Annotated in this window: 20 protein-coding genes; 7 read left to right on the top strand and 13 right to left on the bottom strand. The window is 63.4% G+C overall.

Annotated features, from left to right (window positions below; all coding sequences use genetic code 11):
* On the top strand, positions 1-370 hold a 370-nt coding region (locus NKG95_RS27740), incomplete at its 5' end, for an ABC transporter permease subunit (RefSeq protein ID WP_353043073.1).
* A 33-nt stretch (positions 371-403) separates the two neighbouring features.
* On the top strand, positions 404-1,405 hold the full coding sequence (locus NKG95_RS27735) for an Ldh family oxidoreductase (protein ID WP_353043072.1): 1,002 nt from the start codon (positions 404-406) through the stop codon (positions 1,403-1,405).
* Positions 1,406-1,462: 57 nt separating this feature from the next.
* On the opposite strand, the gene NKG95_RS27730 is transcribed toward NKG95_RS27735, so the two are convergent.
* On the bottom strand, positions 1,463-1,732 hold the full coding sequence (locus NKG95_RS27730) for a hypothetical protein (RefSeq protein ID WP_353043071.1): 270 nt from the start codon (positions 1,730-1,732) through the stop codon (positions 1,463-1,465).
* Positions 1,733-1,975: 243 nt separating this feature from the next.
* Here NKG95_RS27730 and NKG95_RS27725 point away from each other — a divergent pair, with 243 nt between their 5' ends.
* Positions 1,976-2,950, top strand: coding sequence for a complex I NDUFA9 subunit family protein (locus NKG95_RS27725; protein WP_353043070.1), 975 nt, complete (start codon positions 1,976-1,978; stop codon positions 2,948-2,950).
* A gap of 27 nt (positions 2,951-2,977) precedes the next feature.
* On the opposite strand, the gene NKG95_RS27720 is transcribed toward NKG95_RS27725, so the two are convergent.
* Positions 2,978-4,351, bottom strand: coding sequence for a cytochrome P450 (locus NKG95_RS27720; RefSeq protein WP_353043069.1), 1,374 nt, complete (start codon positions 4,349-4,351; stop codon positions 2,978-2,980).
* 184 nt (positions 4,352-4,535) lie between these two features.
* Between NKG95_RS27720 and NKG95_RS27715 the strand changes: the two genes are divergently transcribed.
* The 4 genes from NKG95_RS27715 to NKG95_RS27700 all read left to right on the top strand — a co-directional run bounded on the left by NKG95_RS27715 (position 4,536) and on the right by NKG95_RS27700 (position 11,612).
* Positions 4,536-5,105, top strand: a complete 570-nt coding sequence (locus tag NKG95_RS27715; RefSeq protein ID WP_353043068.1) for an NADPH-dependent FMN reductase — start codon at positions 4,536-4,538, stop codon at positions 5,103-5,105.
* Positions 5,106-5,163: 58 nt separating this feature from the next.
* Positions 5,164-7,830 (top strand): caspase family protein, encoded by a 2,667-nt coding sequence (locus NKG95_RS27710; protein ID WP_353043067.1) that lies wholly within the window; start codon positions 5,164-5,166, stop codon positions 7,828-7,830.
* A 146-nt stretch (positions 7,831-7,976) separates the two neighbouring features.
* Positions 7,977-10,448: a DNA topoisomerase (ATP-hydrolyzing) subunit B gene (gyrB, locus tag NKG95_RS27705; RefSeq protein ID WP_353043066.1), complete on the top strand. Its 2,472-nt coding sequence runs from the start codon at positions 7,977-7,979 to the stop codon at positions 10,446-10,448.
* 246 nt (positions 10,449-10,694) lie between these two features.
* Positions 10,695-11,612 (top strand): hypothetical protein, encoded by a 918-nt coding sequence (locus NKG95_RS27700; RefSeq protein WP_353043065.1) that lies wholly within the window; start codon positions 10,695-10,697, stop codon positions 11,610-11,612.
* Positions 11,613-11,714: 102 nt separating this feature from the next.
* Here the strand turns inward: NKG95_RS27700 and NKG95_RS27695 are convergent, their stop codons facing one another.
* The 11 genes from NKG95_RS27695 to NKG95_RS27645 all read right to left on the bottom strand — a co-directional run bounded on the left by NKG95_RS27695 (position 11,715) and on the right by NKG95_RS27645 (position 25,504).
* Positions 11,715-13,181, bottom strand: coding sequence for a hypothetical protein (locus NKG95_RS27695; RefSeq protein WP_353043064.1), 1,467 nt, complete (start codon positions 13,179-13,181; stop codon positions 11,715-11,717).
* Between the two features lie 141 nt (positions 13,182-13,322).
* Positions 13,323-14,720, bottom strand: a complete 1,398-nt coding sequence (locus NKG95_RS27690) for an NAD(P)(+) transhydrogenase (Re/Si-specific) subunit beta (RefSeq protein ID WP_353043063.1) — start codon at positions 14,718-14,720, stop codon at positions 13,323-13,325.
* A gap of 6 nt (positions 14,721-14,726) precedes the next feature.
* Positions 14,727-15,149, bottom strand: a complete 423-nt coding sequence (locus NKG95_RS27685; protein ID WP_036244434.1) for an NAD(P) transhydrogenase subunit alpha part 2 — start codon at positions 15,147-15,149, stop codon at positions 14,727-14,729.
* Positions 15,149-16,423: a Re/Si-specific NAD(P)(+) transhydrogenase subunit alpha gene (locus tag NKG95_RS27680; RefSeq protein WP_352484384.1), complete on the bottom strand. Its 1,275-nt coding sequence runs from the start codon at positions 16,421-16,423 to the stop codon at positions 15,149-15,151. The genes NKG95_RS27685 and NKG95_RS27680 overlap by 1 nt, the downstream gene beginning before the upstream one ends.
* Positions 16,424-16,504: 81 nt before the next feature.
* The gene (locus tag NKG95_RS27675) at positions 16,505-16,729 is read right to left on the bottom strand and encodes an aa3-type cytochrome c oxidase subunit IV (protein ID WP_023718042.1); all 225 of its coding nucleotides are present in this window, start codon (positions 16,727-16,729) and stop codon (positions 16,505-16,507) included.
* A gap of 236 nt (positions 16,730-16,965) precedes the next feature.
* Complete coding sequence (locus NKG95_RS27670) at positions 16,966-17,115, bottom strand: DUF3096 domain-containing protein (RefSeq protein WP_023718043.1); 150 nt, start codon at positions 17,113-17,115, stop codon at positions 16,966-16,968.
* 125 nt (positions 17,116-17,240) lie between these two features.
* Positions 17,241-18,020: an N-acyl amino acid synthase FeeM domain-containing protein gene (locus tag NKG95_RS27665; protein WP_353023669.1), complete on the bottom strand. Its 780-nt coding sequence runs from the start codon at positions 18,018-18,020 to the stop codon at positions 17,241-17,243.
* A gap of 152 nt (positions 18,021-18,172) precedes the next feature.
* A complete protein-coding gene (locus NKG95_RS27660; RefSeq protein ID WP_353023671.1) occupies positions 18,173-20,485 on the bottom strand; it encodes a putative bifunctional diguanylate cyclase/phosphodiesterase in 2,313 nt (770 codons plus the stop codon).
* Positions 20,486-20,637: 152 nt separating this feature from the next.
* The gene (locus NKG95_RS27655; protein ID WP_353043062.1) at positions 20,638-24,117 is read right to left on the bottom strand and encodes an indolepyruvate ferredoxin oxidoreductase family protein; all 3,480 of its coding nucleotides are present in this window, start codon (positions 24,115-24,117) and stop codon (positions 20,638-20,640) included.
* Positions 24,118-24,342: 225 nt separating this feature from the next.
* Positions 24,343-24,888 carry a hypothetical protein gene (locus NKG95_RS27650; protein WP_023718048.1) on the bottom strand — a complete coding sequence of 182 codons (546 nt, stop codon included), beginning with the start codon at positions 24,886-24,888 and terminating at the stop codon, positions 24,343-24,345.
* A complete protein-coding gene (locus NKG95_RS27645; RefSeq protein ID WP_353043061.1) occupies positions 24,881-25,504 on the bottom strand; it encodes a CGNR zinc finger domain-containing protein in 624 nt (207 codons plus the stop codon). The genes NKG95_RS27650 and NKG95_RS27645 overlap by 8 nt, the downstream gene beginning before the upstream one ends.
* Between the last annotated feature and the right edge of the window lie 18 nt (positions 25,505-25,522).

Below are 25,522 nucleotides of genomic sequence, written 5' to 3'. Positions count from 1 at the left end.
CTCGTATGCCGGCTATGAAGGTGAAGTGATGCGTGGCGCCTTCGCCGGTGTACCGCATGGCCAACTCGAGGCGGCCCGCGCTTTCGGCATGAGCCGTTGGAAAATCTTCAGGCGAATATGGCTCCCGCAGGCGATCAGCCGGGCGCTGCCGACGCTGGCGGGTGAAACCGTTCTCCAGCTGAAAGCAACACCGCTGGTGGCAACGATAACCATGGTCGACATCTATGCCGTAGCCTCGCGGGTGCGCCAGGATCTCTTCGTCACCTACGAACCCTTGCTGCTTCTGGCGTTGGTCTATATGTCCATCACCGGTATCCTGGTGTTCGGCTTCCGCCGGCTCGAGGCACGGATCCCGAGCAAGCTAGGCTAAAGCTGTTAAAGTCGCGAATTCAGGGCAGCTACCATGCAACTCAGTCTCGACCAGGCGACAGGGCTGTGCCGGATGGCCGCACTTGGCGCCGGCGCCAACGAAGAGGCGGCGCAGTCGCTGGCTGCCTCGATCGTCGCGGCCGAGGCTGAAGGACTATCGACCGTCGGGCTGTCGCATTTCATTGATTATCTCGAAGCGCTGGAAGCCGGCCGTATCGACGGCAATGCCGATCCTGTCATCACCAGGCCAGCGCTCGCGGTTTATCTCTCCGATGCCCGCGGCGGACTGGCGCATACCGGTTTCGACCGCACGATCGATGACCTCGCCAAGGCGGCGCGGCTGTTCGGCGTTGCCATCTTTTCGCAGAAGAATGCCTATACGTGCGGCGCGCTCGGCTATTTCACCGGACGGCTGGCCTCGCAGGGATTGGTATCGTTCGCCGCGACCAACGGCCCGGCCGTGCTTGCCGGCTCGGGCTCGGTCAAGCCGGTCTACTGCACCAACCCGATGTCCTTTGCCGCACCGGCCGCGGACGGGGCGCCGCTGGTCATCGACCAGTCGTCGAGCGCCACCGCCTTCGTCAACATCCGCAAGGCGGCCGAGGACGGCAAGAAGATCCCCGAAGGCTGGGCACTGGACGCCAGCGGCAATCCAACCACGGACCCGGCAGCCGCCATGAAAGGCGCCATGCTTGCCTTCGGCGGCCAGCGCGGCGCCAACATCGCGCTGATGGTCGAGGTGCTGGCTGCCGGCCTGTCGGGCGCCAACTGGTCGCTCGATGCGCCATGGCTCGACGGCGGGCAGGACAGTCCGGGGACCGGCCTGTTCGTGCTCGCCGTCGAGCCCAAGCTGCTCGATCCGGACTTCGAGAAACGGATGAAGGACCAGCTCGACCGGTTGCGGCGGCGCTATGGCGTGCATGTGCCGGGGCGTGCCCGGGCCGAGGCCGCGGAGAAGGCGGCGGCGCGCGGCATAAGCGCGCCGAAAGCTGTGGTGCAACGCATTTCCGAATTCGCCGCGCGCTATTCGTCCTGAAGAAATTCGTTTGTCCGATGAGCGGCTGAGGAGGCCGGCCGATCCGGCAGCGCGAGCCTACTTCCCGCAATAATGATCGTTGATGACGTTCGCCGCATTCGCGTCCGGTCCTACCCTGTTGTAGGAGCAGGGTTCGGCGGCTGTCGTGAACAGGTGGTTGTCATAGTAGCGCGGGCCACCGAACAGGAACTCGATGATGTCGCCGTTGGCGGGAACATAGCGTTCGGGTTGAGCTTGGTGGTGATGCCGGTTTCCGGCGAATGCCGAGGCGCCAATGCTGCAGCCTGCTGCTAGTGCCAGAGCGAAGGTCGCAACGCGTTTTGTCATTGGCAATATCCTTCATTCGGAATCAAACCATACATCTAAAATCGCCGACCGAACAAAGGTTCCTGTTTCGAATGGAGTTACCGCAAAGCCGGGCCTCGGCGGAGTTTTCTGCCGTTTCGAGCGGATCCGGAAAATCATGCTTCAACAATGCCGGGCGACCTATGGTCGCCCTTTGCCTTTGGCGCGAAACGGACTATGAAACGGCTTCAACCAAGCCATCTGGATAGCCCGCCGGAGCCAGCCATGACCGAAATCCTGCAGACCCCAAAGCTCGTCGTCGTCTTCGGCGGCTCCGGCTTTGTCGGTCGTCATGTCGTGCGGGCGCTGGCCAGGCGCGGCTACCGCATCCGGGTCGCCTGCCGTCGGCCCGATCTCGCCGGCCACCTGCAGCCGCTCGGCAATGTCGGGCAGATCCAGCCGGTGCAGGCCAATGTCCGGGTGCGCTGGTCGGTCGACCGCGCCGTGCAAGGCGCCGACCATGTCGTCAATCTGGTGGCTATCCCGTATGAGGGCGGCCGGCAGAAATTCGCTGCCGTGCATGAGTTCGGCGCACGCGCCATCGCCGAGGCGGCGCGCGCCGTCGGCGCCGGCCTCACCCATATCTCGGCTCTGGGTGCGGATCTCCACGCGCAATCGGACTATGCGCGTACCAAGGCGCTCGGCGAAAAGGCGGTTCTGGAGACGATCCAGGACGCCGTGATCTTGCGGCCGTCGATCAATTTCGGGCCGGAGGACGGTTTCTTCAACCGCTTTGCCAACATGGCCCGCTTTTCCCCAGTCCTGCCGCTGATCGGCGGCGGTCAGACGAAATTCCAGCCGGTCTATGTCGGCGACGTCGCCGAAGCGGTGGCGCACTCGGTCGACGGCAAGGTCCAGGGCGGCCAGATCTATGAGCTCGGCGGGCCGCAAGTGCTCAGCTTCAAGGAATGCATGCAAGAGCTGCTTGTCATCATAGAACGCAAGCGGCTTCTGCTGCCGATGCCATGGTGGGTGGCGAACCTCCAGGCATCAATTCTCGGGCTGCTGCCAAATCCGTTGTTGACCAAGGACCAGGTCCTGCTGTTGCGCCAGCACAATGTCGTGTCGGATGCCGCCGTCAAGGACAACAGGACGCTCGCCGGCCTCGGAATCCAGCCACGGTCGATCGGAACCATCCTGCCCAGCTATCTCTGGCGCTACCGCGCCGCGGGCCAGTTCCAACGCAAGTCCGCCGCATAATACCGGCGCGAATGGACGTTCAGCCGCTTACGAGGCGCGCCGGGTGACTTGCATCGGCAGCCCGCCTTGCGGTTGCGTCGTCAGCTTCTGCACCGGCCAGGGGCGGGTCTCCGCGGTGGTGTCGAAACGGTAGCGCGACAGCATGATCGCCAACGCAATGATCGCCTCCTGCATGGCGAAGCTGGCACCGATGCAGACGCGGGGGCCGGCGCCGAACGGCAAATACTGGAAACGGTCGATCTTTTCGCGATTCCCCGGATGAAAGCGCTCCGGCATGAAAGCGTCCGGCCGGTCCCATAATTTCCTGTGGCGATGGACGACCCACGGCATCACCAGCACCGCGGCGCGTCGCGGTATATAGAGGCCGTTCCAGGTTTCGGGTTCGATCGGTTCGCGGTTGATCGAGGGCGCCGGCGGATAGAGCCTGAGCGCCTCGTCGAAGGCGGCACGGGTCAGCGGCATGGCGTCGAGCCATTTCGTCGGGTCGGGCTCACGCGCCAGCACAGCATCGATCTCGTGCTCGATCTTTTCGCGCTCCCATGGCGCTTCGGCGAGACAGTAGAGCGTCCAGCCGAGCGCCCTGGCTGTAGTCTCGTGGCCGGCGCCGATGAAGGTGATGATGTTGTCCTCGACCTCGGCCCGGGTCAGCCCGCCCGGTCCTTCCGCCTTCAGCAGCAGCGTGAGAAAATCCTGCGGCACCGTGTCCGGAGCGCGCCTCAGCCGCGCCTCGCGCATCTGCACCGTGTCGGTGACGATCTTGCGGAAGTAGGCCATGGTCTTGCGGCCGCGGATGCGGGTCAGGCGCGGCAGCCAATCGGGCGCACGCAAAAGGTCGAGCGGATCGACCCGGCCCATCGTCTCGAACAGGCGGTCGATCTCCTTGGCGAAGCTGCCCGGCTCGCCCGATATCTCGCCCGAAAACAGCGTCTCAGCCAGGATGTCGAAGGTGAGCAGCGTCATGTCGTGGGCGATATCCGACGTGCCACCTTGCTCGTAACGGGTGACGAATTCGAGCGTGCGTTTCAGCATCGGCTCGGCGAAGCCGAAAATGTGACGCGGCGTGAATACCGGCGCCATCGCCTTGCGCGAACGCCGCCACACCTCGCCTTCGGCGGTCAGCAGCCCGTCGCGCAGGATCGGCCGCAGGATCTTCTGGCGCACCGTCGCCATCTTGTAGTTCTTGGCGTTGTCGACCAGCACATGGCGGATGAGGCCGGGATCGTTGGCGATGACCAGCGGCCCACCGACGCCGTTCACCGAAATCCAGGGCTCGTTGTAGGTCGCCTCGCCCCACAGTTCGAGCGGATTGCGATAGACGATGCGGATCATCTCCAGCGTCGAAGGCGGCGCGGTGCGCGGCTTCGGCGCCGGCGGGACGAAGGGGACGAGCTGACTGTCCATGGCTTGCTCCGCTGACCCCTCAATGTAGTGGCTGGCAAGGCAAGCGTCCATGTGGCCGGACGACAAGGCGAAGCATCCGCTCTCTGGAATGTGACCGGGGCACCGGAAAGTGCCTGCTTGCTGTGTCCGGCTGTGTGTCTTAGGTGGCAGCACCACAGATGCCACTAACCGGCGGGAGCCTGCCTTGAAGCACCAGTTGAACGTCATCATCGGCAGCACGCGGCCGGGCCGCGCCGGACCCGTTTTCGCAAGGTGGTTGGAAAGTTTTGCGCGCGAACACGGCAAATTCGAGCCATTGCTCACCGATATCGCCGCCTTCAACTTGCCGGTGCTGGACGAGCCGCATCATCCTAGACTCGGCAGATACGAAAACAGCCACACGAAAGCCTGGTCGAAAGCAATCGACGCCGCCGACGCGTTCGTCTTCGTAGCGCCGGAATACAATTATTTCGCAGCCCCCGCGATCGTCAACGCGGTCGACTACCTGCTCAGGGAATGGCGATACAAGCCGGCCGCCATCCTCAGCTACGGCGGTGTCTCCGGTGGCTTACGAGCGGCGCAGGCGGTCAAACCGTTGCTGACCGCGGTCGGCGTCATGCCGATTCCGGAAAGCGTGGCGCTCCCGATGTACCAGAAGCTGCTCGACGAGACCGGCGCCTTCCTGCCCAGCGAGCAGGTGCTCGGCGGAGCCAAGACCATGCTGGACGAGCTGTCCCGCTGGAGCGAAGCGCTGAGGCCGATGCGCGCCAGCTAACAACGCGAACGGCCGGGCTTGCCGATGCCATAACTTGCTCATGCCATAAAGAGATGGAATGCTCCGGGAAATGACCGGGCCGGGGCGGTTCGATTTGCGTCTTCTGTTTGCTTTGCTGCTGATCCTCTCGACGGCCTGCGGTGCCATGGCGGAGCGGCGCGTTGCGCTGGTCATCGCCGAGAACGACTACCGGCTGATCCGGCCGCTCGCCAATCCCGTCAATGACGGCGAGGTCATGGAAACGGTGCTGAGGAAGCTCGGTTTCGAGGTCTTCCTCGAAACCAACCGCGACCTGCGGCGCATGCGCCGGGCGCTCGACGATTTCCGCGAGGATGCTAAAGGCGCCGACGTGGCACTGGTGTTCTTCTCCGGCCACGGCGTCGAGATCGCCGGCGAGAATCGGCTCCTGCCGGTGGATGCAGACGCGTCGTCGCTCGCTACGCTGGAAGGGACCAGCCTGCCGCTGGAGGAGATCCGCGCGGCCGTCGCCGCCACCAGCAAGGTCGGACTGATCGTGCTCGATGCCTGCCGCAGCGATCCGTTTGCTGCCACGGGCGGCGAAGGCCGCGGCGCAACGGCGCTGGTAAAAGAGGTCAGCGACAAGGTCCGGCCGGGTCTTGGCCGCATCGGGCGGGCAGAAAACATCCTGTTTGCCTTCTCGGCGGCGCCCGGCGAGACCGCCTCGGATGGGACCGGCCAGAATTCGCCGTTCACCGCGGCGCTGACGAAATACCTCGGCACCGAGGGTCTTGAGATCCGCTCCGTGCTGACGCTCGTGCAGCAGGAGGTCTACGATCTCTCGCGCGGCAGGCAATTGCCCTATGTCGAGAGCGGCCTGCCGCAGTTGTTCTTTGCCACGACAGCCAAGGAGAAACTGCCGGAGCGCGAACGCTTGTTGCTGGCCATGGCCGAGGTAACGCCCGCGATGCGTGGCGAGGTGGAAAAGATCGCCAGCGACGCCGACATGCCGCTGGCACCGCTCTATGGCGCGTTGATCAGTTCCGATGCCGGCCGCCTCTCCGCGGACAGTCTGAACGCCAGGCTGCGTGAGGCAGCCGACGCCTTCGTCAAGGTGCGGAGCGAAATGCAGACGCTTTCCTCCGACGATCTCAGAGTGGCAGCGTTGCGCCGGCAGGCGGAAGAGCAGCTTTCGCTGGGAGCGTTCGATGCCGCGCGGAAAAAGCTTGCCGAAGCAGCCGAGATCGACAATATCTCGCGCAACGCGCTGAAGGCCAATTTCGTCAGTCGCACGCTTTCCGAAGCCGCGACGCGCTATTTGTCCGGCGGGGCAGCGCGCGCCGACCTCGACTACGCCACAGCCATCAAGGATTATGAATCCGTGCTCACGCTTTATGGCGAAGCCGGACAGGTGGTGCTGTCGCTCGACGACGCCGACCGCTTGATCCGCACGCTGGACGAGCTCGGCAAGCTCTATACCACGGTCGGCAACATCGATGCTGCTGGCCGCGCCTTCGAGGCGCTGCAAGCCGATCTCGAGCGGCGGTCGCGCCACGAAACCGATCCCAACGTGAAGCGCGACTTCGCCGTCAGCCACGTCAAGCTCGGCAACGTGCGGATGGCACAAGGCAATCTGCCGACAGCGGTGCAAAACTATGAGACGGCCAAGACCATTCTGCAGGGCCTGACCGAGGCAGAGCCGGACAATCTGGAGTGGTTCGGCGATCTCGCCATGACCGACGACAAGATCGGCAACGTGCTGGCGACGCAAGGCGATCTGGCCGGCGCAGCACAGGTCTATCAGGAAAGCCTGTCGATCAAGAAACAGCTCGCCGCCGGCGAGCCCGACCGTGCCGAACTGCAGCGCGACCTGACCATCACCTATGATGAGATCGGCCACCTTGCCCATGTCGCAGGCCAACTGGACAACGCACAGGCGGCCTATCAAGAGAGCCTGAAGGTGCGGTTGGCGCTGGCGGCGGACAGACCGGGAGACGCCGACCGGCAGCGTGACGTCTCGGTCAGCCATGATACGATAGGCGACCTGCTGCGCGAACGCGGCGACGCCGCCGGGGCGCTGGCGGCCTACAAGGAAGGCCTGGCGATCGTCAAGCAACTGGCGAAACGCGATCCGGACGACACCGAGCTGAAACGCGACCTGTCCGTCGGCAACGCCAAGGTCGGCAACGCGCTGAGCGACCAGCAGAATTGGCCGGCGGCACTTTCGGCTTATCGTGAGGCACTCTCGCAAGCCAGCGCGCTCGCCGCCGGCGACCCGAACAACACCGATTGGCAGCGCGACCTGTCCGTGTGCCTCGAGAAGGTCGCCGGCGTCCTGGCGATACAGGGCGACCACAAAGGCGCACTGAAAGCCTATCTGGACAGCTACGCGATTGCGGAGAGGCTGGCGAAGCTCGATCCCGCCAATTCCGACTGGCAGCGGGACTTGTCGATAACGCTGTCCGAAGTCGCCACGCTCCGCCTCAGGCAGCGCGACGTCAGGGGAGCCCGGCAAGCCCTTCAGGACAGCCTCGCCATTCGCGAGAAACTTGCCCAGTCAGATCCGGACAACGCCACCTGGCAGCGCGACCTAGTGGTTGCCTATATCGACTACGCCCAAGTCGCAAAGGACCCGAAAGCCGTCATTTCCAAGGCACTCGACATGACGCTCGAGCTCGACCGGACCGGTCGGCTGGCGCCGCGATACAAGTTCATGATCAAGTTTTTGCGTGAGCGGCTGGCCAGGATCGAAGCCAGGCGCCGGTAGCGGGTTCACGCGACGGTCACTCCGTTCGGAAATGCCTGCAAACCTTGGAAAAACCGCCTTTTGCGCCTATATCTACGACATTAGGAATGCGCGATTCGACGCCGATTTTTCGCGCTCTGCACACGGCACCAATCAGACAGGTTTTCATGAGCGACCAGACCGACATCGCCAACGGCGTTGAAGCCGAATACGGCGCCGATTCCATCAAGGTTTTGAAGGGCTTGGATGCCGTCCGCAAGCGGCCGGGCATGTATATCGGCGACACCGATGACGGCTCGGGCCTGCACCACATGGTTTATGAGGTGGTCGACAACGCCATCGACGAAGCACTGGCCGGCCATGCCGATCTGGTGACGGTGACGCTCAATCCGGACGGCTCGGTGACGGTCATCGACAATGGCCGCGGCATTCCGACCGATATCCACACCGGCGAAGGCATTTCGGCGGCCGAAGTGATCATGACGCAGCTGCATGCCGGCGGCAAGTTCGACCAGAACTCCTACAAGGTGTCGGGCGGCCTGCACGGCGTTGGCGTGTCGGTCGTCAACGCACTGTCGGCCTGGCTGAAACTGAAGATCCGCCGCAACGGCCAGATCTACGAGATGAGCTTCACACATGGCGATGCGGACGCACCGCTGCGCATCGCCGGCAGTTATGAACAACAAAAGGTCCCCGGCACTTATGAAGGGCGCAGCGGCAGCGAAATCACGTTCTTGCCGTCGTCCGAGACCTTCACCATGGTCGAGTTCGACTACGGTACGCTGGAGCACCGGCTGCGCGAGCTCGCCTTCCTGAACTCCGGCGTGCGCATCGTTTTGACCGATGCCCGCCATGCCGACATCGTGCGCCATGAGCTGCATTACGATGGCGGGCTGGAAGAGTTCGTCCGATATCTCGACCGGACGAAGAAGCCGTTGCTCGACAAGCCGATTTCGATCCGCGCCGAGCGCGACGGCATCACCGTCGAAGTCGCCATGTGGTGGAACGACAGCTATCACGAGAACGTGCTGGCCTTCACCAACAACATCCCGCAACGTGACGGCGGCACGCATCTCGCCGGTTTCCGCGGTGCGCTGACACGCCAGATAACCGGCTATGGCGACTCCTCGGGCCTGACCAAGAAGGAAAAAGTGGCGCTGATCGGCGACGATTGCCGCGAAGGGCTGACCGCGGTGCTGTCGGTCAAGGTTCCCGACCCGAAATTCTCCTCGCAGACCAAGGACAAGCTGGTGTCGTCCGAGGTTCGCCCGGTGGTCGAAGGGCTCGTCAACGAGGCGCTCGGCACATGGCTCGAGGAGCACCCAACCGAGGGCAAGGCGGTCATCGAGAAGGTCATCCAGGCCGCTGCCGCGCGCGAAGCCGCGCGCAAGGCACGCGACATCACCCGCAAGAGCTCGCTCGGCGTCACCTCGTTGCCCGGCAAGCTGGCCGATTGCCAGGAGCGCGATCCGGCGAAATCCGAGATCTTCATCGTCGAGGGCGACAGCGCCGGCGGCTCGGCCAAGGGCGGCCGTTCGCGCCAGAACCAGGCCATTCTTCCGCTGCGCGGCAAAATCCTCAATGTCGAGCGCGCCCGCTTCGACCGCATGCTTGGCTCAGACATGATCGGCACCCTGATCACCGCGCTCGGCACCTCGATCGGCAAGGATGAGTTCAATGCCGACAAGCTGCGCTACCACAAGATCATCCTGATGACCGACGCCGACGTCGACGGCGCCCACATCCGCACCTTGCTGCTGACCTTCTTCTTCCGGCAGATGCCGGAACTGATCGAACGCGGTCATCTCTACATCGCGCAGCCGCCGCTCTATAAGGTGACGCGCGGCAAGAGCTCGCAATATATCAAGGACGAAGCCGCCTTCGAGGAATTCCTGATCGGCTCGGGGCTGGAGGAGGCGTCGCTTGCGCTCAGCACGGGCGAGGTGCGGGCCGGGCAGGATCTGCGCAGCGCTATCGACGACGCCCTGGCTGTCCGCCAGCTCATCAACGGATTGCATACCCGCTATAACAGGGGCGTGGTCGAACAGGCGGCGATCGCCGGCGCGCTCAACCCGGAGATCTTCAGCGACCTCGGCCGCGCCAATGCGATGGCCGAACGTGTTGCCCGCCGTCTTGACATCATCGCCGAGGACACCGAGCGCGGCTGGACCGGCCGCATGTCGACCTCGAACGAGGGCATCGGCGGCTATGTCTTCGAGCGCACGGTGCGCAGCGTCAAGGAGTTCGCGCATCTCGATCTGGCACTGATCAATTCGGCCGACGCACGCCAGCTCGACCGCTATGCGCCGCGCCTGTCGGAAATCTATGGCGAGCCGCCGGTGCTGCGCCGCAAGGATGTCTCAGAGACCATCTCGGGGCCGCTGGCACTGCTAAATGCCGTGTTTGCCACCGGCCGCAAGGGCCTGACCATGCAGCGCTACAAGGGCCTTGGCGAAATGAACGCCGAGCAGCTCTGGGAAACGACGCTTGACCCGAATGTGCGCTCGCTCTTACAGGTCAAGGTCAATGACGCAACGGATGCGGACTCACTGTTTTCACGGCTGATGGGCGACGAGGTCGAGCCAAGGCGCGAATTCATCCAGGAAAACGCACTGTCGGTCGCCAATCTGGACATCTAAAGCCGGGATCCAGATACCCAACCGGCAGGCATGAAGTTGCATTGGTGCGCCTTAGCGCACCAATGCGCCTGCTGCATGCAACAAGATCTCCGGGGTTCCCCCGGAACGGAAAGGCTTTCAAGGCATTGTAATCGATCACAATCGCCGCAGGAGGCATCCATGGGACGTGGCATTTTGCTCTGGCTTCTCGGAGTCCCGATTCCGATCATTATTCTGATCATGCTGTTTGCAAGGTAGGGGGCTTCCATGCCGTCCACCCTAACGACTGTCGACGTTTCCGCACCGACGGAATCCTCTTCCACTGCTGTCAGCTGGGGGCCAATCGTCGCCGGCGCGTTTGCTGCCTCGACGCTTACCTTCATTTTGATGCTGCTCGGCTCCGGGCTTGGGCTGAGTATGGTCTCGCCATGGTCCGGCTCGGGTGCGTCAGTCACCACTTTCGCAGTTTCCACCGCCGTCTGGCTGATCGTCGTGCAGTGGCTGTCGTCGGCCCTCGGCGGCTATCTTGCCGGGCGCCTGCGCACCAAATGGGTCGGCATCCACACCGATGAAGTCTTCTTCCGCGATACCGCGCATGGCTTCCTGGCCTGGGCGCTGGCGACGCTGCTCGTCGCCGGCATACTCGGCACGGCGCTGTCGGCCGCGATAGGCACCGGTGTCCAGGCTGCTTCGACTGTGGCATCCGGCGCGGCAATGGGCGCTTCGGCAGGTGCTGCTGCAAACGCTGGTGGTGCCTCGACTGACAACGCCACATCGTATTTCGTTGATACACTGTTCCGCCCGGCCGATCCGGCAAGGCTCGCTGCCGCCAATCCGGAGAGCGACGCCGCGGCAACCGTGCAGGCATCGCGCATTCTGATCGCGAGTGCCGCAGCAGGCGAAATATCGGCCGACGACAAGACCTATCTGTCGCGGCTGGTGGCCGCCCGGACAGGCCTGTCCGAAGCCGATGCCACCGCTCGCCTCGATGCGGTAATCGCCAGAGCGCAGGACGCCAAGGTCAAGGCCCAGCAGGCGGCCGACACCGCCAGAAAGGCCGGCGCCACCTTCTCGCTGATTGGCGCGCTGTCGCTGGTCGTCGGGGCTTTCATTGCCAGTGCGGCTGCGGCACTTGGCGGCAGGCAGCGCGACGACGAGGAAGCGATTTTCCTGACCAATCGCTGATCGGCGCCTAAGCGAACTCGGTCCGCTTCGAAGATTACTCCGAGCGGACCTTGCTTTGGGCTGTCGGCGCAGCATTGTCGTGCGTTGCTCGCCACCGACAGCTCAGTCCCCCAGCTTGCGGCCGAGATCGACCGCATCGCGCAGCACGGCAAGGTGCGAGCGCGGCACGCCGGACGGTGCGTTGGCCTCGACGCCGCTCGCCGTCAACGACCAGTAGAGAGTGTGCGTGAAGACGCGGCCGAGCGAGCCGCGCAGCTCGACCTGGATGTTTTCCACGCCCGGACCAAAGTTCTCCGTCATCGGCCCGGAGATCGGGTCGCCGGTCAACCAGCCATTGCCTCTGTCGAAAATGTTGGTCCAGCGCATCGCGGCAAACATCGCGCCATGATGCACCGCCCGCTGTGGCTTGCCCGAATGGCTGCGGCCTTCCTGATAGAGCATAGTCCCGCCCGCCGCCCTGTCGGCGATCGGCGGGCATGCCGAGAACAGCCGCTCGGCGATGCCGCGCCTGAACTCGGCAAGATTGTAGGTCACCAGAAACTCGCTGTGGGTCAGCGGACTGCCCAGCGTGACGAAATCGCTGATCTTCCACGGCAGCGGATGATCGGCGTCACTGTCGCGAAGCTGCCGGTAGAGTTCCCATTGGCCGCGCCGGAATGCGGGGAGGTCATCGAGGCGGTCGGGCCAGGCGGAAGCATCGGCGGCCAGCGTCGCCTTATCGACGGCGTGGATCGCCTTCAGCCTCGCTCTGTCGCGAATGGCTTCCAGCTTTCGAGGCCTGAAATCGGCCCATAATATCTGCAGCAGATCATAGGCTATGATCGACCCCAGGCTGTGCGAGACCAGCACGATGCGGTCGTAGGCGTCGTCCACCATAAGGCGCTTCAGCAACTTGAGGCCACGCTCGCGGACCAGCGCGCGCTTCTCGACCGTCGCCGCTTCGGCCCGCACATAGGCGGCGACATCACCGAAATAGGGCAGGCCAAACTGGTCCACCGACCAGATAACGAACGACGCCGGGACGGTGACAAGCACGCCGGTCGTCCAGGAGATATAGCCTTGCCAGGCCGACGTTGCGAGCGCCAGCGCCGCGCCAAGGACGACGATGGTGGCCAAAAGCGTGACGACATAGAGTTTGCGCACATCGCGCGGAATATCGGCGGGCTTGCGCCAGAGCAGGGTCGCCACCCAGGCAGCAAGGCGGCTCCGGGTCGTGCCCTGGGTGATGTCGGCCCAGTAAAGCTCGTAGAAATCGGTGCGGCGGCCATCGACATCATACGGTGTGGTGATCCGGCGAAGCTCGTGCGAATTGGTCCGGCTGTCGGGCGTGATCCAGCTCTGGTTGATCTTCGCACCCATTGGGTCGGCCGGATCAGCGACATGGGCATAGAACGGAGCACGGGCCGGATCGTGGCTCCAAACGGCCTGGACAAATCCCCTCAACGTGTCCATGGGCCGCTGTTCGCCCATACCGTGCACGACCACCACCGCCTGGCTGCGCTTGCGCGGCACCTTCTCTGCTGCGGTCAGATCGGCGGCCGGCGACGCGGCAGAACCAGGGTCGGGCACCAGCACCTCCACCGATGACGCCGTTAGACAAGACGACGGGTCGCTATCGTAGCTTCAGAACCGGTAACAGCCAAGAAAAAGCCCGGCGCGGAGCCAGGGCTGTATTTCGACGACCGGCAGTGAGTTGGCAACGACGCCGTTTCAGTGATCAATCGCCTTGACGATCTCCTCGGTCATCTTCTTGGCGTCGCCGAGCAGCATCATGGTGCCGTCCTTGTAGAACAGCGTGTTGTCGATGCCGGCATAGCCGGACCCGAGCGAGCGCTTGACGAACAGGCAGGTGCGCGCCTTGTCGACGTCGAGGATCGGCATGCCATAGATCGGCGACGATTTGTCGTCGCGGGCGGACGGATTGGTGACGTCGTTGGCGCCGATGACATAGGCGACATCGGCCTGCGCGAACTCAGAGTTGATGTCCTCCAGCTCGAACACTTCGTCGTAAGGCACGTTGGCTTCCGCCAAGAGCACATTCATGTGGCCGGGCATGCGGCCGGCCACCGGATGGATGGCGTATTTGACGTCGACGCCGTTGGCCTTGAGCTTGTCGGCCATTTCGCGCAGCGCGTGCTGCGCCTGGGCGACGGCCATGCCGTAACCCGGCACGATGATGACCTTTTGCGCATTCATCATCAGATAGGCGGCATCCTCGGCAGAGCCCTGCTTGACGGTGCGCTCGATGCCGTCGTCGGCAGCGGCTGATGTCTCGCCGCCGAAGCCGCCGAGGATGACCGAGATGAAGCTTCGGTTCATGCCTTTGCACATGATGTAGGACAGGATGGCGCCCGATGAGCCGACCAGCGCGCCGGTGATGATCAGCGCCAGATTGCCGAGCGTGAAACCGAGTGCCGCCGCTGCCCAGCCCGAATAGGAATTGAGCATCGATACGACCACCGGCATGTCGGCGCCGCCGATCGGGATGATGAGAAGGACGCCGAGCACGAGCGAGGCGGCAACGATCAGCCAGAACACCAGCTTGGACTCGGTGGTGACGAGCAGCATGATCAGCACAATGAGCGCTATGCCCAGGGCTGCGTTGATGAAGTGACGGCCGCCGATCATGGTCGGCTTGCCCGACATGCGGCCGTCGAGCTTCAAGAAGGCGATGACCGAGCCGGTGAAGGTGATGGCGCCGATGGCAACGCCGAGGCTCATCTCGATCAGCGCCTGGGCATGGATATCGGCGACGGTGCCGATGCCGAAACTTTCCGGCGCATAGATGGCGGCGGCCGCCACCATGACCGCGGCAAGACCGACCAGCGAGTGGAAGGCGGCGACCAGCTGCGGCATCGAGGTCATGGCAATGCGCCGTGCCGTGACCGCACCGACCGAGCCGCCGATGGCGAGGCCGAGCACGATCAGCGCAAAGCGGCCGGCGGAAGGGGTGGCCAGCGCCAGCGTCGTGACAATGGCGATGCCCATGCCGATCATGCCGTACATGTTGCCCTGGCGGCTGGTGGTCGGATGCGACAGGCCGCGCAATGCCAGGATGAACAGGATGCCGGAGACCAGATAGAGGAAGGAGGCGAAGTTGGCGTTCATAGCGGCCTACTTTTCCTTCTTCTTGTACATGGCCAGCATGCGCTGGGTGACGAGGAAGCCGCCGAAGATGTTGACCGATACCAGCATCAGCGCAACAAAGCCGAAGCCGGTGGCGATGCCCGAGGCCGAGATGCCGACGGCAAGCAACGCGCCGACGACGATGACGGAGGAAATGGCGTTGGTGACCGCCATTAATGGCGTGTGCAGCGCCGGCGTGACCGACCAGACGACGTAGTAGCCGACGAAGATCGCCAGCACGAAGATGGCGAAGCGGAAGACGAAGGGATCGATCGCGCCGCCGGACAGCGCGTGCGCGGCGTCACCAGCGGCCTCGGTGCCGGGCGCGGTGGCCAGGTTCTGTACCGCAAGGCGGACGGCAGCTGTGGCCTGGTCGAGCTGGTCGAGGGCTTTCTGCAGGGTCTGATCCATCACGCGATCCCTCCGGTGGTCTTGGGCTTCCTCGAAGCGGCCGGCCTCTTCGCAGCCGGCTTCGCCGAAGCCTCGGCAACCATCGTCTTGGCCGGAATGGCCGGCGGTTCGACATGTTGGCCCTTTGGCGGCTCCTGCTCAGCCCTGACGAAGGCGGGATGCACGACCTTGCCGGCATCGGTCAGCATGGTTGCCTTGACCAGCTCGTCGTCGCGGTTGATGGCAAGCGTCTTCGTCGCCTTGTCAACCAGCGTCTCGAGGAAGGCATAGAGGTTTCTCGCATAGAGCAGCGAGGCGGAGGCGGCGACGCGACCGGGAACGTTGAGATGGCCGACGATCTTTACCCCGTTGGCGGTGGTCACCACCTGCCCCGGAACGGCGCCCTCGACGTTGCCGCCACGCTCGACCGCAAGGTCGACGATCACCGAGCCGGGTTTCATCGAGGCGACCATTGCCGCAGAAACCAGCTTCGGCGCCGGCCGGCCCGGTATCAGCGCGGTGGTGATGACGATGTCCTGCTTGGCGATGTGCTCGGCGGTCAGCGCCGCCTGCTTGGCCTGATACTCCCTGGACATTTCCTTGGCGTAGCCGCCGGCCGTCTCGGCCGCCTTGAATTCCTCGTCCTCGACCGCCAGGAACTTTGCGCCGAGCGAAGCAACCTGCTCCTTGGCGGCCGGGCGCACATCGGTGGCGGTGACCACGGCGCCGAGGCGGCGCGCGGTGGCGATGGCCTGCAGACCGGCGACGCCGACGCCCATGATGAAGGCCTTCGCCGCCGGTACCGTGCCAGCCGCCGTCATCATCATCGGCAACGCCCGGTCATATTCGGCAGCCGCGTCGATCACCGCCTGATAGCCGGCGAGGTTCGCCTGGCTGGATAGAACGTCCATCGACTGGGCGCGGGTGATGCGCGGCATGAACTCCATGGAAAAAGCAGTAGCACCGGCCCTGGCCAACGCGGCGACGCCGGCATCGTTGCCATAGGGATCCATGATGGCGATCACGGCAGTGCCCGGCCGATAGACTTTCAGCTCGGCATCGCTCGGCCGGCGCACCTTCAGCACGACATCAGCCCTGGAAACATCGCCGGCCTTGCCGATCGCGGCGCCGGCCTTGGCAAACTCCTCGTCGGGAATGCGCGACGCCGCGCCGGCGCCAGCTTCGACGACCACGTCGAAACCCAGCGCCGCCAGCCGCTTCACCGTGTCGGGCGAGGCCGCGACGCGCGGCTCGTTCGCGTCGAGCTCACGAGGGATGAAAACCGTCTGTCCCACCGCATGATCCTTTCGGCCGCAACCCGTTACCGCAAGACGCCGGCCGGCCCCCGGCGGCGTCCTCGACAAAAATTGGAGGAGTTATCGGAGAATAAAGGCGCCGACGGCCAGGATCAGAACGAACAGGATGGTCCCCGAGAAGAAGCCGCCCACAAAGAAGCCGAACGCCATGGCCAGAAGCACTGCGGCGCAAAACAGCGACCCGTATTTGGCCAGCATCAGGAAGCCGGCATAGGTGCGGTCGTGCTCGGCATAGTCCATCTTCGCGCCCAGTTCGACAGGACCGGTCGGCGTGTGTTCAGCCATAGGAATACCCCTTCGAAGACATCTTTCAGGCACATAGCGAAAAGCCGCGTTAAGGGCAATGGCGCTATTGCCGCATCGCCGCAGCCAACAGTCTCAAGCGAAACTTGAAATCGCTGCGTCAATGATGTGGCGCAACGTGCGCAGCGGCTATGACTGACCCAACCCCTGAAACGAGGCGGGTCGGAGCGCGGCGATACCAATCACAATGGATGGCAGGTCCGCTATTGCCGATGTCGTTAGCTGGCGAGATGCGGGAACAGCCCGAGCAGGCCGACAACGATCAGATAAAGGGCGACGATATAATTGAGCAGCCGCGGCATCACCAGGATCAGCACGCCTGCAATCAGTGAGATAAGCGGGGTGAGGGCGAGCGTGGAAATGGTCATATCGGTTCCTTTGATCGGATGGCTGTCGAAGCGATACGTGGCGGATATCGGCCGTGCCGACCTACCACCAGCACCCTTGCCGTTATCCAGAACGCCGAAGCGACCGGAAGGCTCCATGGGCTCGTTCAGGCGGCTTCGCGAAAATATTTGGCGGTGGGCAGGATGGTCAGCGGGGCGAGTTCGCCGGCACCGGGCGTATCGAACAACATGCGCTGCTCCATCGGCGTCGAACGGAAGAACGGAAAGCGCGACAGCGACCGCTCGCGAATGGCGCCGACATCGGCGCGGTAGAGCACGACCTTGTTATAGACGCCAGGATAGGCACGGGGCTCACTGATCTTCTCGGCGTAGTAGATCCGCTTGTAGAAGCCGGCGTGATCCTCACGGATGGTCGAAAGGCAATAGGGCGCGTTGAAGTGAAAACATGCCATGCCGGCGAGCCGCAGCGTGAGATAAGGTATCTGCGGATAGACGCGCGACCATTCCGGGTCGGAGGCGAACCGACTGGGGCAGATGAAGCTCATGCCCTCCCCCAGCATCGGCCTGACGATGTCACCGAAAGCCTTGGTGGAAGGCGATCTTGGCGTCGACAGCGTGACGTGATGAATACGCAGCGTGCTGACGAGTTCCTGGTCGATGTAGACACCGAACCGGAAGACGTTAGGCACCTCGTCGAGTTCGTCGTGAATGGTGTGGTTCTCGTTGTCGGGAACCATATCGTTGGAACGGTACGACTTGTAGCGTAGGCGATAGATGTCCTCGAGATCCTCGCCCTTGTCGCAACGGCGGTATTCCGTCCGCTCTAGCATCGCCGAAACATTCCTGGCGAAACTGGACATGGTTTCGGACGAATTTTCCCCGCCCGCGCTCGCCGCATGGCCGAGCGAAGTCAACTGGGCACACATGAACTCTATCCCCGCGAATTACCGCCACCAGCCGACACTAAGGCAGGGTCCTGAGATGTAAAGATGAAAATAAGCAGGAGGTTGTTTACCGCTCGTTAAGGTTAACAATCGACCAAATTGTACTAAATTTGCGCGGTTTTTCGACATAAAAATCAACGCCGCGTCGCCTTCCTCGCTGTTTTGATGTCCTTGGCAAAGGGCCAGACCGTGCTCGACATCGTCTCGATGCCGGACGCGCTGAGCGCCGACCCGAACAGAAAGCCCTGGACCAGGTCGGGCTTGACCTGCAATGCCAGGATCTTGAGCTGTTCGAAGGTTTCGACGCCTTCGACGGTGACAGAAAGTCCCAGCGGCCGTGACAGGTTGACGATGCCCTTGAGCAATTCGAGCGACCGGCTGTTCTGGGTGACGTCGATCAGGAACGAGCGATCGATCTTGATCTTGTCGAGCGGCAGTTTATGGAGATAGCTCAGGCTCGAATAGCCGGTACCGAAATCGTCGAGTGCAATACGCACGCCGAGCCGCTTTAATTCCTCGATATATTGGCGTGTCAGCGACTTGTCGTCGAGCAGCGCCGTCTCGGTGACCTCGATCTCGAGGCGGCCGGCCGGCAGACCGGAACCGGCAAGTGCCTCGCGAACCTTCTGGATAACGTCGCGGTTACGAAAATCCTTGGCGGAGAGATTGACCGAGACGCTGGTCTGGGATGGCCATTTGGCGCATTCCGTGCACGCCGCATGCAGGACGAAGGTGCTGATGTCGGAAATGATCCCCATTTCCTCCGCCAGCGGAATGAAGATGCTGGGCGAGATCGGTCCCAGATCTGGATGATCCCAGCGGCACAGCGCCTCGCAACTGGCGATACGCATCGTGCTCATCGCCACGATCGGCTGATAGACAACCCGCAATTCGTTGTTTTCCACTGCGCTGCGCAGGTCTGCCTTCATCAGCTGACGGCTGCGGAAGGCAGCGTCCATGGAGGCCTCGAACAGCCGCCAACCATTCTTGCCAAGCTCCTTGGCCTTGTAGAGTGCAAGGTCGGCTTTGACGATCATGGCGTCGACATCGGTGTCCTTGACCCGCGACAGCACCGCGCCGCCGCTGGCCTGGATGCGCAACCCGTGGCCGGCGACATCGACCTCGCCCTGCAGGTCGACGAAGATCTCGTCGACCTGGCCGGTCAGGTGGCTTTCATCCTCGATGCGCTCGAAGAAGATCATGAACTCGTCGCCGCCGAAGCGGCTGACGGTGATGCCTGGCCCGGCGACTGCCGCCAGCCGCTCGGCAACGGCGTAGATCAAACCGTCGCCGACCGGATGGCCGAGCGTATCGTTGACGCTCTTGAAATCGTCGAGGTCGAGAACGACCAGCCCGCAGAGACGGTCTGGATCGCCCGAGGCCATCGCCTCCACCACCAGCTCATGGAAATAGGCGCGGTTGGGCAGACCAGTGAGGTTGTCGTAACGCGCCATGAAGCGGATCTTGTCTTCCGCCTCGACGCGGGCGGTCACGTCCTCGAAAGTGACGACGCCCAGTTCCTGGCTGCCCTCGCGCGCCGAAAATTCATAGTGCTGGCCGTTGGCGAGCGAGACCAGAACCTTTCGGTCACGACCCTCGCGCAACGCGCGCGTCAGTTGGGCTTCGATGTAGCGGCAATCCTTCGGTGCCAGCATGCCGCCGGCAACGCCGCGCATCAGCAGACCGTGGATCGAGCGGCCAAGCAGCGCGTCGGGCGATTTGAGGGACATCAGGTGCGCGGCTTCGGCATTGGCCACCGCTACACGGCCGTCGGGACCGAGCATGACAAGACCATGCGACATGGTGTTGAGCGCACGGTTGAAACGCTGAGCGATGCGGTTCGCCTTTTTTTCCTCCGAGACGGCGGCAAAAAGCACATCGCGGACCGTGTCGGCGAATTTGCGAATCGCAAACAGGAATGGCGCGGACAGGAGGCCGAGAAGGATGTGGTAGATATCGCCACGTAAAAGGAACCCCAACGAGATCGGCCATGTCAAGGCAAGCGTGAGAATAGTGACCATGCGCGGAGAGCCGTAGTTGCGCCCGGCAATGGAGGTCGCCGTGGCCAGCGTCAGGCAGACGGAGGCGATCTCGGCGAAATTATCGCGCGCAAAATAGATGCCAAGCAGGCAGAAGGCGCCAAGCGTGAGCCCGTGTAAGGAGCCGTAGAGGATATAGTCGTTCTCGCGCTTGTGCGCCTCTTCCCAGGTCGTCGGCGGGGGCAAGCTGTTGTATTTCCGGAAGTTTCTCATGCGGAAGATGCCGACGAGAACCATCACGATCGCGACAAGCAGATAAAGCGGGTCGCCGTTCTTCCACCAGACTAGGGCAATCAGGAAGCTTTGCGCGACAATGCCGATCGAAAGCGTCACGCCGTCGCGAAACAGGGTTTCCACGAACGGAATGTAAACGTCGACCGGAATCTCGTTTTTTCGTCTCAGATTCACGCCTGGATCCCAACCCTGGGGAACCCAGCAGTGTCACATTCGCCTTAAGAAAGGTTTAGAGAGGCGGTTCGAGCCCTGCCGGCGTCCATCGTTGACGCTGCGGAAACAGGGAAACTACAGTTCAGGTAAACAACGGGTATCGCAGCGCTGAATCATTCGGCGGCTTGAAGCTGCGGCCGGAGCGGCGCCGTCGAAAGGCGGTCGAGCAGACGCTGGCGTTCGCCGGCGGCTTTTTCGGCACTGGCCCGCTTGACGTGGCCATAGCCGCGGATGAGCGCCGGCACCGAGACAAGCGCGGCAGCGGCCTCGATCTTGCCCGGTGCCAGCGCGCCGGCGACAAGCTCCAGGTCGGCTTCATAGATGGCAAGAAGCTGCCGCTCCATACGCCTCTCGGCGCTGTAGCCGAACAGGTCGAAAGCGGTGCCGCGCAGGCCCTTCATCGCCGCCAGCAGGCGGAACCCGTTCATCATCCACGGACCAAAGCTCGATTTCTTCGGCTTGCCGTCACTGCCGCGCCTGCCCATGATCGGCGGTGCGAGATGGAATTCGAGCCTGTCGTAACTCTGGAACTGCTTTGCGAGATCTGCGGCAAAGGAGCCGTCGGTATAGAGCCGCGCCACCTCGTATTCGTCCTTGATAGCCATCAGCTTGAACAGGTTCTTTGCGGCAGCTTCGGTCACCACGGTCGAACCGGGCACGAGCTTGGTTTCGGCCTTACGCAGCGCTGCCAGTCTGTCGGCATAGCGCTTACCATAGGCGCCGTTCTGATAGGCGGTCAGGAAGGCGACGCGGCGGGCAATGATGTCGTCCAGCGTCTCGGCAATCGCGGCAGGCTGCGTGGCCTTGCCCGGCTGGGTGAGAAGGCCGCGCACGAAATCCGGCTGGTGGGCGGCGCGGCGACCCCAGCGAAATGCCGCGATATTCATCGCCACCGCCTCGCCGTTGAGCTCGATTGCCTTCTCGACCGCCTCGTCCGACAGCGGCAAGCCGCCGTGCTGGAAGGCGAAGCCGAGCATAAACATGTTGGCGCCGAGCGAACTGCCGAACAGCGCGGTGGCGGTGTGGGTCGCGTCGAAGAAATGCGCCTTGTCGTCGCCCGCGGCAGTTCTTATCGCTTTCTTCAGCCGCTCGATAGGCAGCGAGAAATCGGCCGAACGGGCGAACTCGCCCGGCATGATCTCGGCGGTGTTGGCGAGGAAGATGGTATAGCCTTCGCGCACCGCGGCCAGCACCTTCTTTGCACCCGAAACGACGAGATCGCAGCCAAGCACGAGATCGGCCTTGCCGGCCGATACGCGAATGGCGTGGATGTCGTCCGGCGTGCGGGCAATACGGACATGGGTGAACACGGAGCCGCCCTTTTGGGCGAGGCCGGCCATGTCGATCATGCCGCAGCCCTTGCCTTCGAGGTGGGCTGCCATGCCGAGCACTGCGCCAATGGTGACGACGCCGGTGCCGCCGACACCGTCTATGATTGCCGCCCAGCCTTGTTCACCGAGCGTAAATTGCGCCGGCGCCGGCACCCCCGCGAGCGGGTCGGCCGCGCCGGCTATGCCTTCGGCTTTCCTGATTTTGGCGCCGTGGACGGTGACGAAGGACGGGCAGAAACCATTGACGCAAGAGAAGTCCTTGTTGCAGCTCGACTGGTCGATCTTGCGCTTGCGGCCGAATTCGGTCTCGACCGGCTGGATCGAGACGCAATTCGACTGCACGCCGCAATCGCCGCAACCTTCGCAGACCAGCTCGTTGATGAAGATGCGCTTGTCGGGATCGGGGAAGGTGCCGCGTTTGCGGCGGCGGCGCTTCTCGGCGGCGCAGGTCTGGTCGTAGAGCAGCACCGAGACGCCCTTGACCGAACGCAACTCGCGCTGGACGAGATCGAGGTCGTCGCGGTGGTGGATGGTGGCGCCGGCGGGAAATTCCACCTTGCCGGTATATTTGTCCGGCTCGTCGGTGACGATGGCGATGCGCTCGACGCCCTCGGCGCGCACCTGCCTGGCGATCATGTCCACCGTCAGGCCGCCCTCGTGCGGCTGCCCGCCGGTCATCGCGACGGCGTCATTGTAGAGGATTTTGTAGGTGATGTTGGCGTCGGTCGACAGCGCGAAGCGGATCGCCAGCACACCCGAATGGTTGTAGGTCCCATCGCCCAGATTCTGGAAGATGTGTTCGCGCTTCGAGAACGGCGCCTGGCCGACCCACTGCGCGCCCTCGCCGCCCATGGCAGTGAAGCCGACGGTGTTGCGGTCCATCCACAGCGCCATGAAATGACACCCGATTCCGGCGGCGGCGAGCGAGCCGTCCGGCACCTTGGTCGAGGAATTGTGTGGGCAGCCGGAGCAGAAGAAGGGCGTGCGCGAGGCGATGTCTGACGTGTCGGCCAGCATCGCCTGGAACTGGCGCAATTTCGCCACCCGCGCGGCAATTTCTTCCGACGGGCCGATCGTTAGCAAGATCCTCTCGCCGAGCGCGATGGCAATGTCGTTGGGGTCGAGCGCGCCTTTGGCCGGGAACAGCCAGTCGCCGCGTTCGTTTTTCTTGCCGACGATGACCGGCTGCGTGGCGGTGCCGTAAAGGTTCTCGCGCAGTTGCACCTCGATCAGCGAGCGTTTCTCCTCGACGACAACGATGGTGTCTAGGCCGCGAGCAAAGTCGGCGATGTGCTGCAGGTCGAGCGGCCACGGGCAGCCGACCTTGAACAGCCTGATACCGATACGATTGGCGGCCACTTCGTCGATGCCTATGTCTTCGAGCGCCTGCCGAACGTCGAGATAACTCTTGCCGATGGTGACGATGCCAAGCTTCGGGCTGCTGCCGCCTGAATAGACGATCCGGTTCAGCCCGTTGGCGTGGATGAAGGCCGAAGCAGCGGCGCGCTTGTATTCATGCAACCGCTCCTCCTGGCCGAGCATGTCGATCTCGTTACGGATGTTGAGGCCGCCGGGCGGCATGTCGAAGTCCGGGATGACGATATCTAGCCGGTCGAGCGCGGCATCGACCGAGGCCGTCGATTCGATGTTGTCCTTGACGCATTTGATCGCCGCCCAGGTGCCGGCAAAACGCGACATGGCAAAGCCGTAGAGGCCGTAGTCGATGATCTCCTGGACACCGGCCGGATTGAGGATCGGCACCATGGTGTCGACAAACAGGAACTCGGTGGCATGCGCGTTGGTCGAGGATTCGGCCATGTGGTCGTCACCCATCAGGGCCAGCACGCCGCCATGTTTCGACGAGCCGGCGAGATTGGCGTGACGGAACACGTCGCCGGAGCGGTCGACGCCCGGACCCTTGCCGTACCAGACCGAAAAAACGCCGTCACGAGTGCCCTCGCCCAGCAATTCGGCCTGCTGCGAGCCCCAGCAGGCGGTGGCGGCGAGCTCCTCGTTGAGACCGGGCTGGAAGACGATGTCCGACTGCGCGAGCTGGTCCCGGGCCTTCCACAGCTGCATGTCGAGGCCGCCGAGCGGCGAGCCGCGATAGCCGGAGACGAAACCGGCGGCGTTCAGGCCAGCCCGGCGGTCGCGCTCGCGTTGCATCAGAAGCATGCGGATGACTGCTTGGGCACCCGACAGGAAGATGCGCTCCTTTGCCAGGTCGAACTTGTCGTCGAGCGCGACATTGTGCAGCGTCATCAGGCATTTCCTGTGCGGAAGCCGCACCTGGAGGGTGCGCGGCCAACGTCGGAGTCAAGTACCTATAGTCTTTCTTCCCTTGCCGGGGAGGTCAAACAAAATCGAAGCCGCCAGGCGGTCCGCAACAAATCATCAACGCCGCGCCCGCCGGCGTAAGAAACCGCGCGTCGGCTGTTTTCGACAGCAATAAAATTCCGGCGCCATCCGATGCCGTCGAAAAATGCGTCAGAGACCTTTCGAACAGTCGGGCTTAGGTTCGTTCGGCAACTTGCCGTCCGGGTGGCCGGCAAGGTCCGGATTGGGCGTATAAAGCTGATCGATGACCAGCGGCCGGTCGGGCAGGACGGACTGGTCCTCCGTCGACATCAGAGTGGTGTCGATCTTCTGGAGGATCGTGCCGTCAGCGTCCTTGATGCTGATCGCGATCGCGTAAGGCTTGTCCTTGACGACGCATTGAAGCGCCGGACTCTCCAGCGTCACCTTGTCGAGCTTCGGCCAGATTTTCTGCTCGACTGCCAGCGGCTCGCCGCCGGCCGGGTTTTGGAAGCTGGCGACCGCGACCTGCCCCTCCCCCATCGGCCGCAACGGCCGCAGCGTAACGAGGTAGGTCGCCCTGGCGAGGCGATAGTTGAACACGAATATCTTGCCTGAAATCTCGAACAATTTGCCATCGCCGTTGTCGTCCGTGCCCGTCTCGCGACAGGCGCCGAGCGCTGCAGCCACAATCAGCGCAACCCCGACAACGATCGAACGCGAAAACAGCCTAGCCATTCTGGACCTCGCCATTCTGGACCCCGTTCGCCGCCGTCCGGCGGCGATAGTGACGGTTTGCCTTCTGGCGGTTGCCGCATACCGCCATGTCGCACCAAAGGCGGCTGGAATTGCGGCTTCGGTCGACAAACAGCCAGCTGCAGTTCGGACATATCCTCAGCCTGGCGATGGTGTCGCCGCGCAGCAGCGACAGCGCCGAGACGGCCAGCGCCACCTCAAAGGCGATAGGCGTCGCCGGGTCGCCGAACGGTGTTCCAAGCGTCCCGATTTCGGTGCGGCCATGGGCGAGGCCGTCGGCGCAGGCTTCCAGGAATTCAGGCATGTCGGCGGTGGCGATCGCACCTTTCGACACCGCGCGGCGAAACAGCCGATCGGTGGTTTCGCGGATCGACAGTACCACCGGCGCGATCTTGTCCGGCGACGGGGCCTCCAGCCGCCTGCCGCCGAGCTCGGCGGCGCGAAAGCCGCTGGCGGCTTCGGCAAAGCGGGCAATCTCGGCGGGATCGTCGAAACGGTCGAAGGTTTTCTCCGGATGGTGCCGCAGCACAACGGTGTTCGCCGTGTCGAGCGCAAGCATGCCGCCGGTGAAGCGGTGCGGAGTCCAGGATACCGTCATGCGATGAAATCTAACCGA

Source organism: Mesorhizobium sp. M1423 (assembly GCF_040317575.1).
In the GTDB taxonomy this organism is placed as follows: domain Bacteria; phylum Pseudomonadota; class Alphaproteobacteria; order Rhizobiales; family Rhizobiaceae; genus Mesorhizobium.
This window is presented reverse-complemented; position numbering and strand designations above follow the sequence as displayed.

Bases quoted from the DNA above. Each gene is read 5' to 3' on its own strand.
- NKG95_RS27735 (WP_353043072.1), top strand. From the start codon at position 404: ATGCAACTCAGTCTCGACCAGGCGACAGGGCTGTGCCGGATGGCCGCA.
- NKG95_RS27730 (WP_353043071.1), bottom strand. From the start codon at position 1,732: ATGACAAAACGCGTTGCGACCTTCGCTCTGGCACTAGCAGCAGGCTGC.
- NKG95_RS27725 (WP_353043070.1), top strand. From the start codon at position 1,976: ATGACCGAAATCCTGCAGACCCCAAAGCTCGTCGTCGTCTTCGGCGGC.
- NKG95_RS27720 (WP_353043069.1), bottom strand. From the start codon at position 4,351: ATGGACAGTCAGCTCGTCCCCTTCGTCCCGCCGGCGCCGAAGCCGCGC.
- NKG95_RS27710 (WP_353043067.1), top strand. From the start codon at position 5,164: ATGCTCCGGGAAATGACCGGGCCGGGGCGGTTCGATTTGCGTCTTCTG.
- gyrB (WP_353043066.1), top strand. From the start codon at position 7,977: ATGAGCGACCAGACCGACATCGCCAACGGCGTTGAAGCCGAATACGGC.
- NKG95_RS27700 (WP_353043065.1), top strand. From the start codon at position 10,695: ATGCCGTCCACCCTAACGACTGTCGACGTTTCCGCACCGACGGAATCC.
- NKG95_RS27690 (WP_353043063.1), bottom strand. From the start codon at position 14,720: ATGAACGCCAACTTCGCCTCCTTCCTCTATCTGGTCTCCGGCATCCTG.
- NKG95_RS27685 (WP_036244434.1), bottom strand. From the start codon at position 15,149: ATGGATCAGACCCTGCAGAAAGCCCTCGACCAGCTCGACCAGGCCACA.
- NKG95_RS27675 (WP_023718042.1), bottom strand. From the start codon at position 16,729: ATGGCTGAACACACGCCGACCGGTCCTGTCGAACTGGGCGCGAAGATG.
- NKG95_RS27670 (WP_023718043.1), bottom strand. From the start codon at position 17,115: ATGACCATTTCCACGCTCGCCCTCACCCCGCTTATCTCACTGATTGCA.
- NKG95_RS27665 (WP_353023669.1), bottom strand. From the start codon at position 18,020: ATGTGTGCCCAGTTGACTTCGCTCGGCCATGCGGCGAGCGCGGGCGGG.
- NKG95_RS27655 (WP_353043062.1), bottom strand. From the start codon at position 24,117: ATGACGCTGCACAATGTCGCGCTCGACGACAAGTTCGACCTGGCAAAG.
- NKG95_RS27650 (WP_023718048.1), bottom strand. From the start codon at position 24,888: ATGGCTAGGCTGTTTTCGCGTTCGATCGTTGTCGGGGTTGCGCTGATT.
- NKG95_RS27645 (WP_353043061.1), bottom strand. From the start codon at position 25,504: ATGACGGTATCCTGGACTCCGCACCGCTTCACCGGCGGCATGCTTGCG.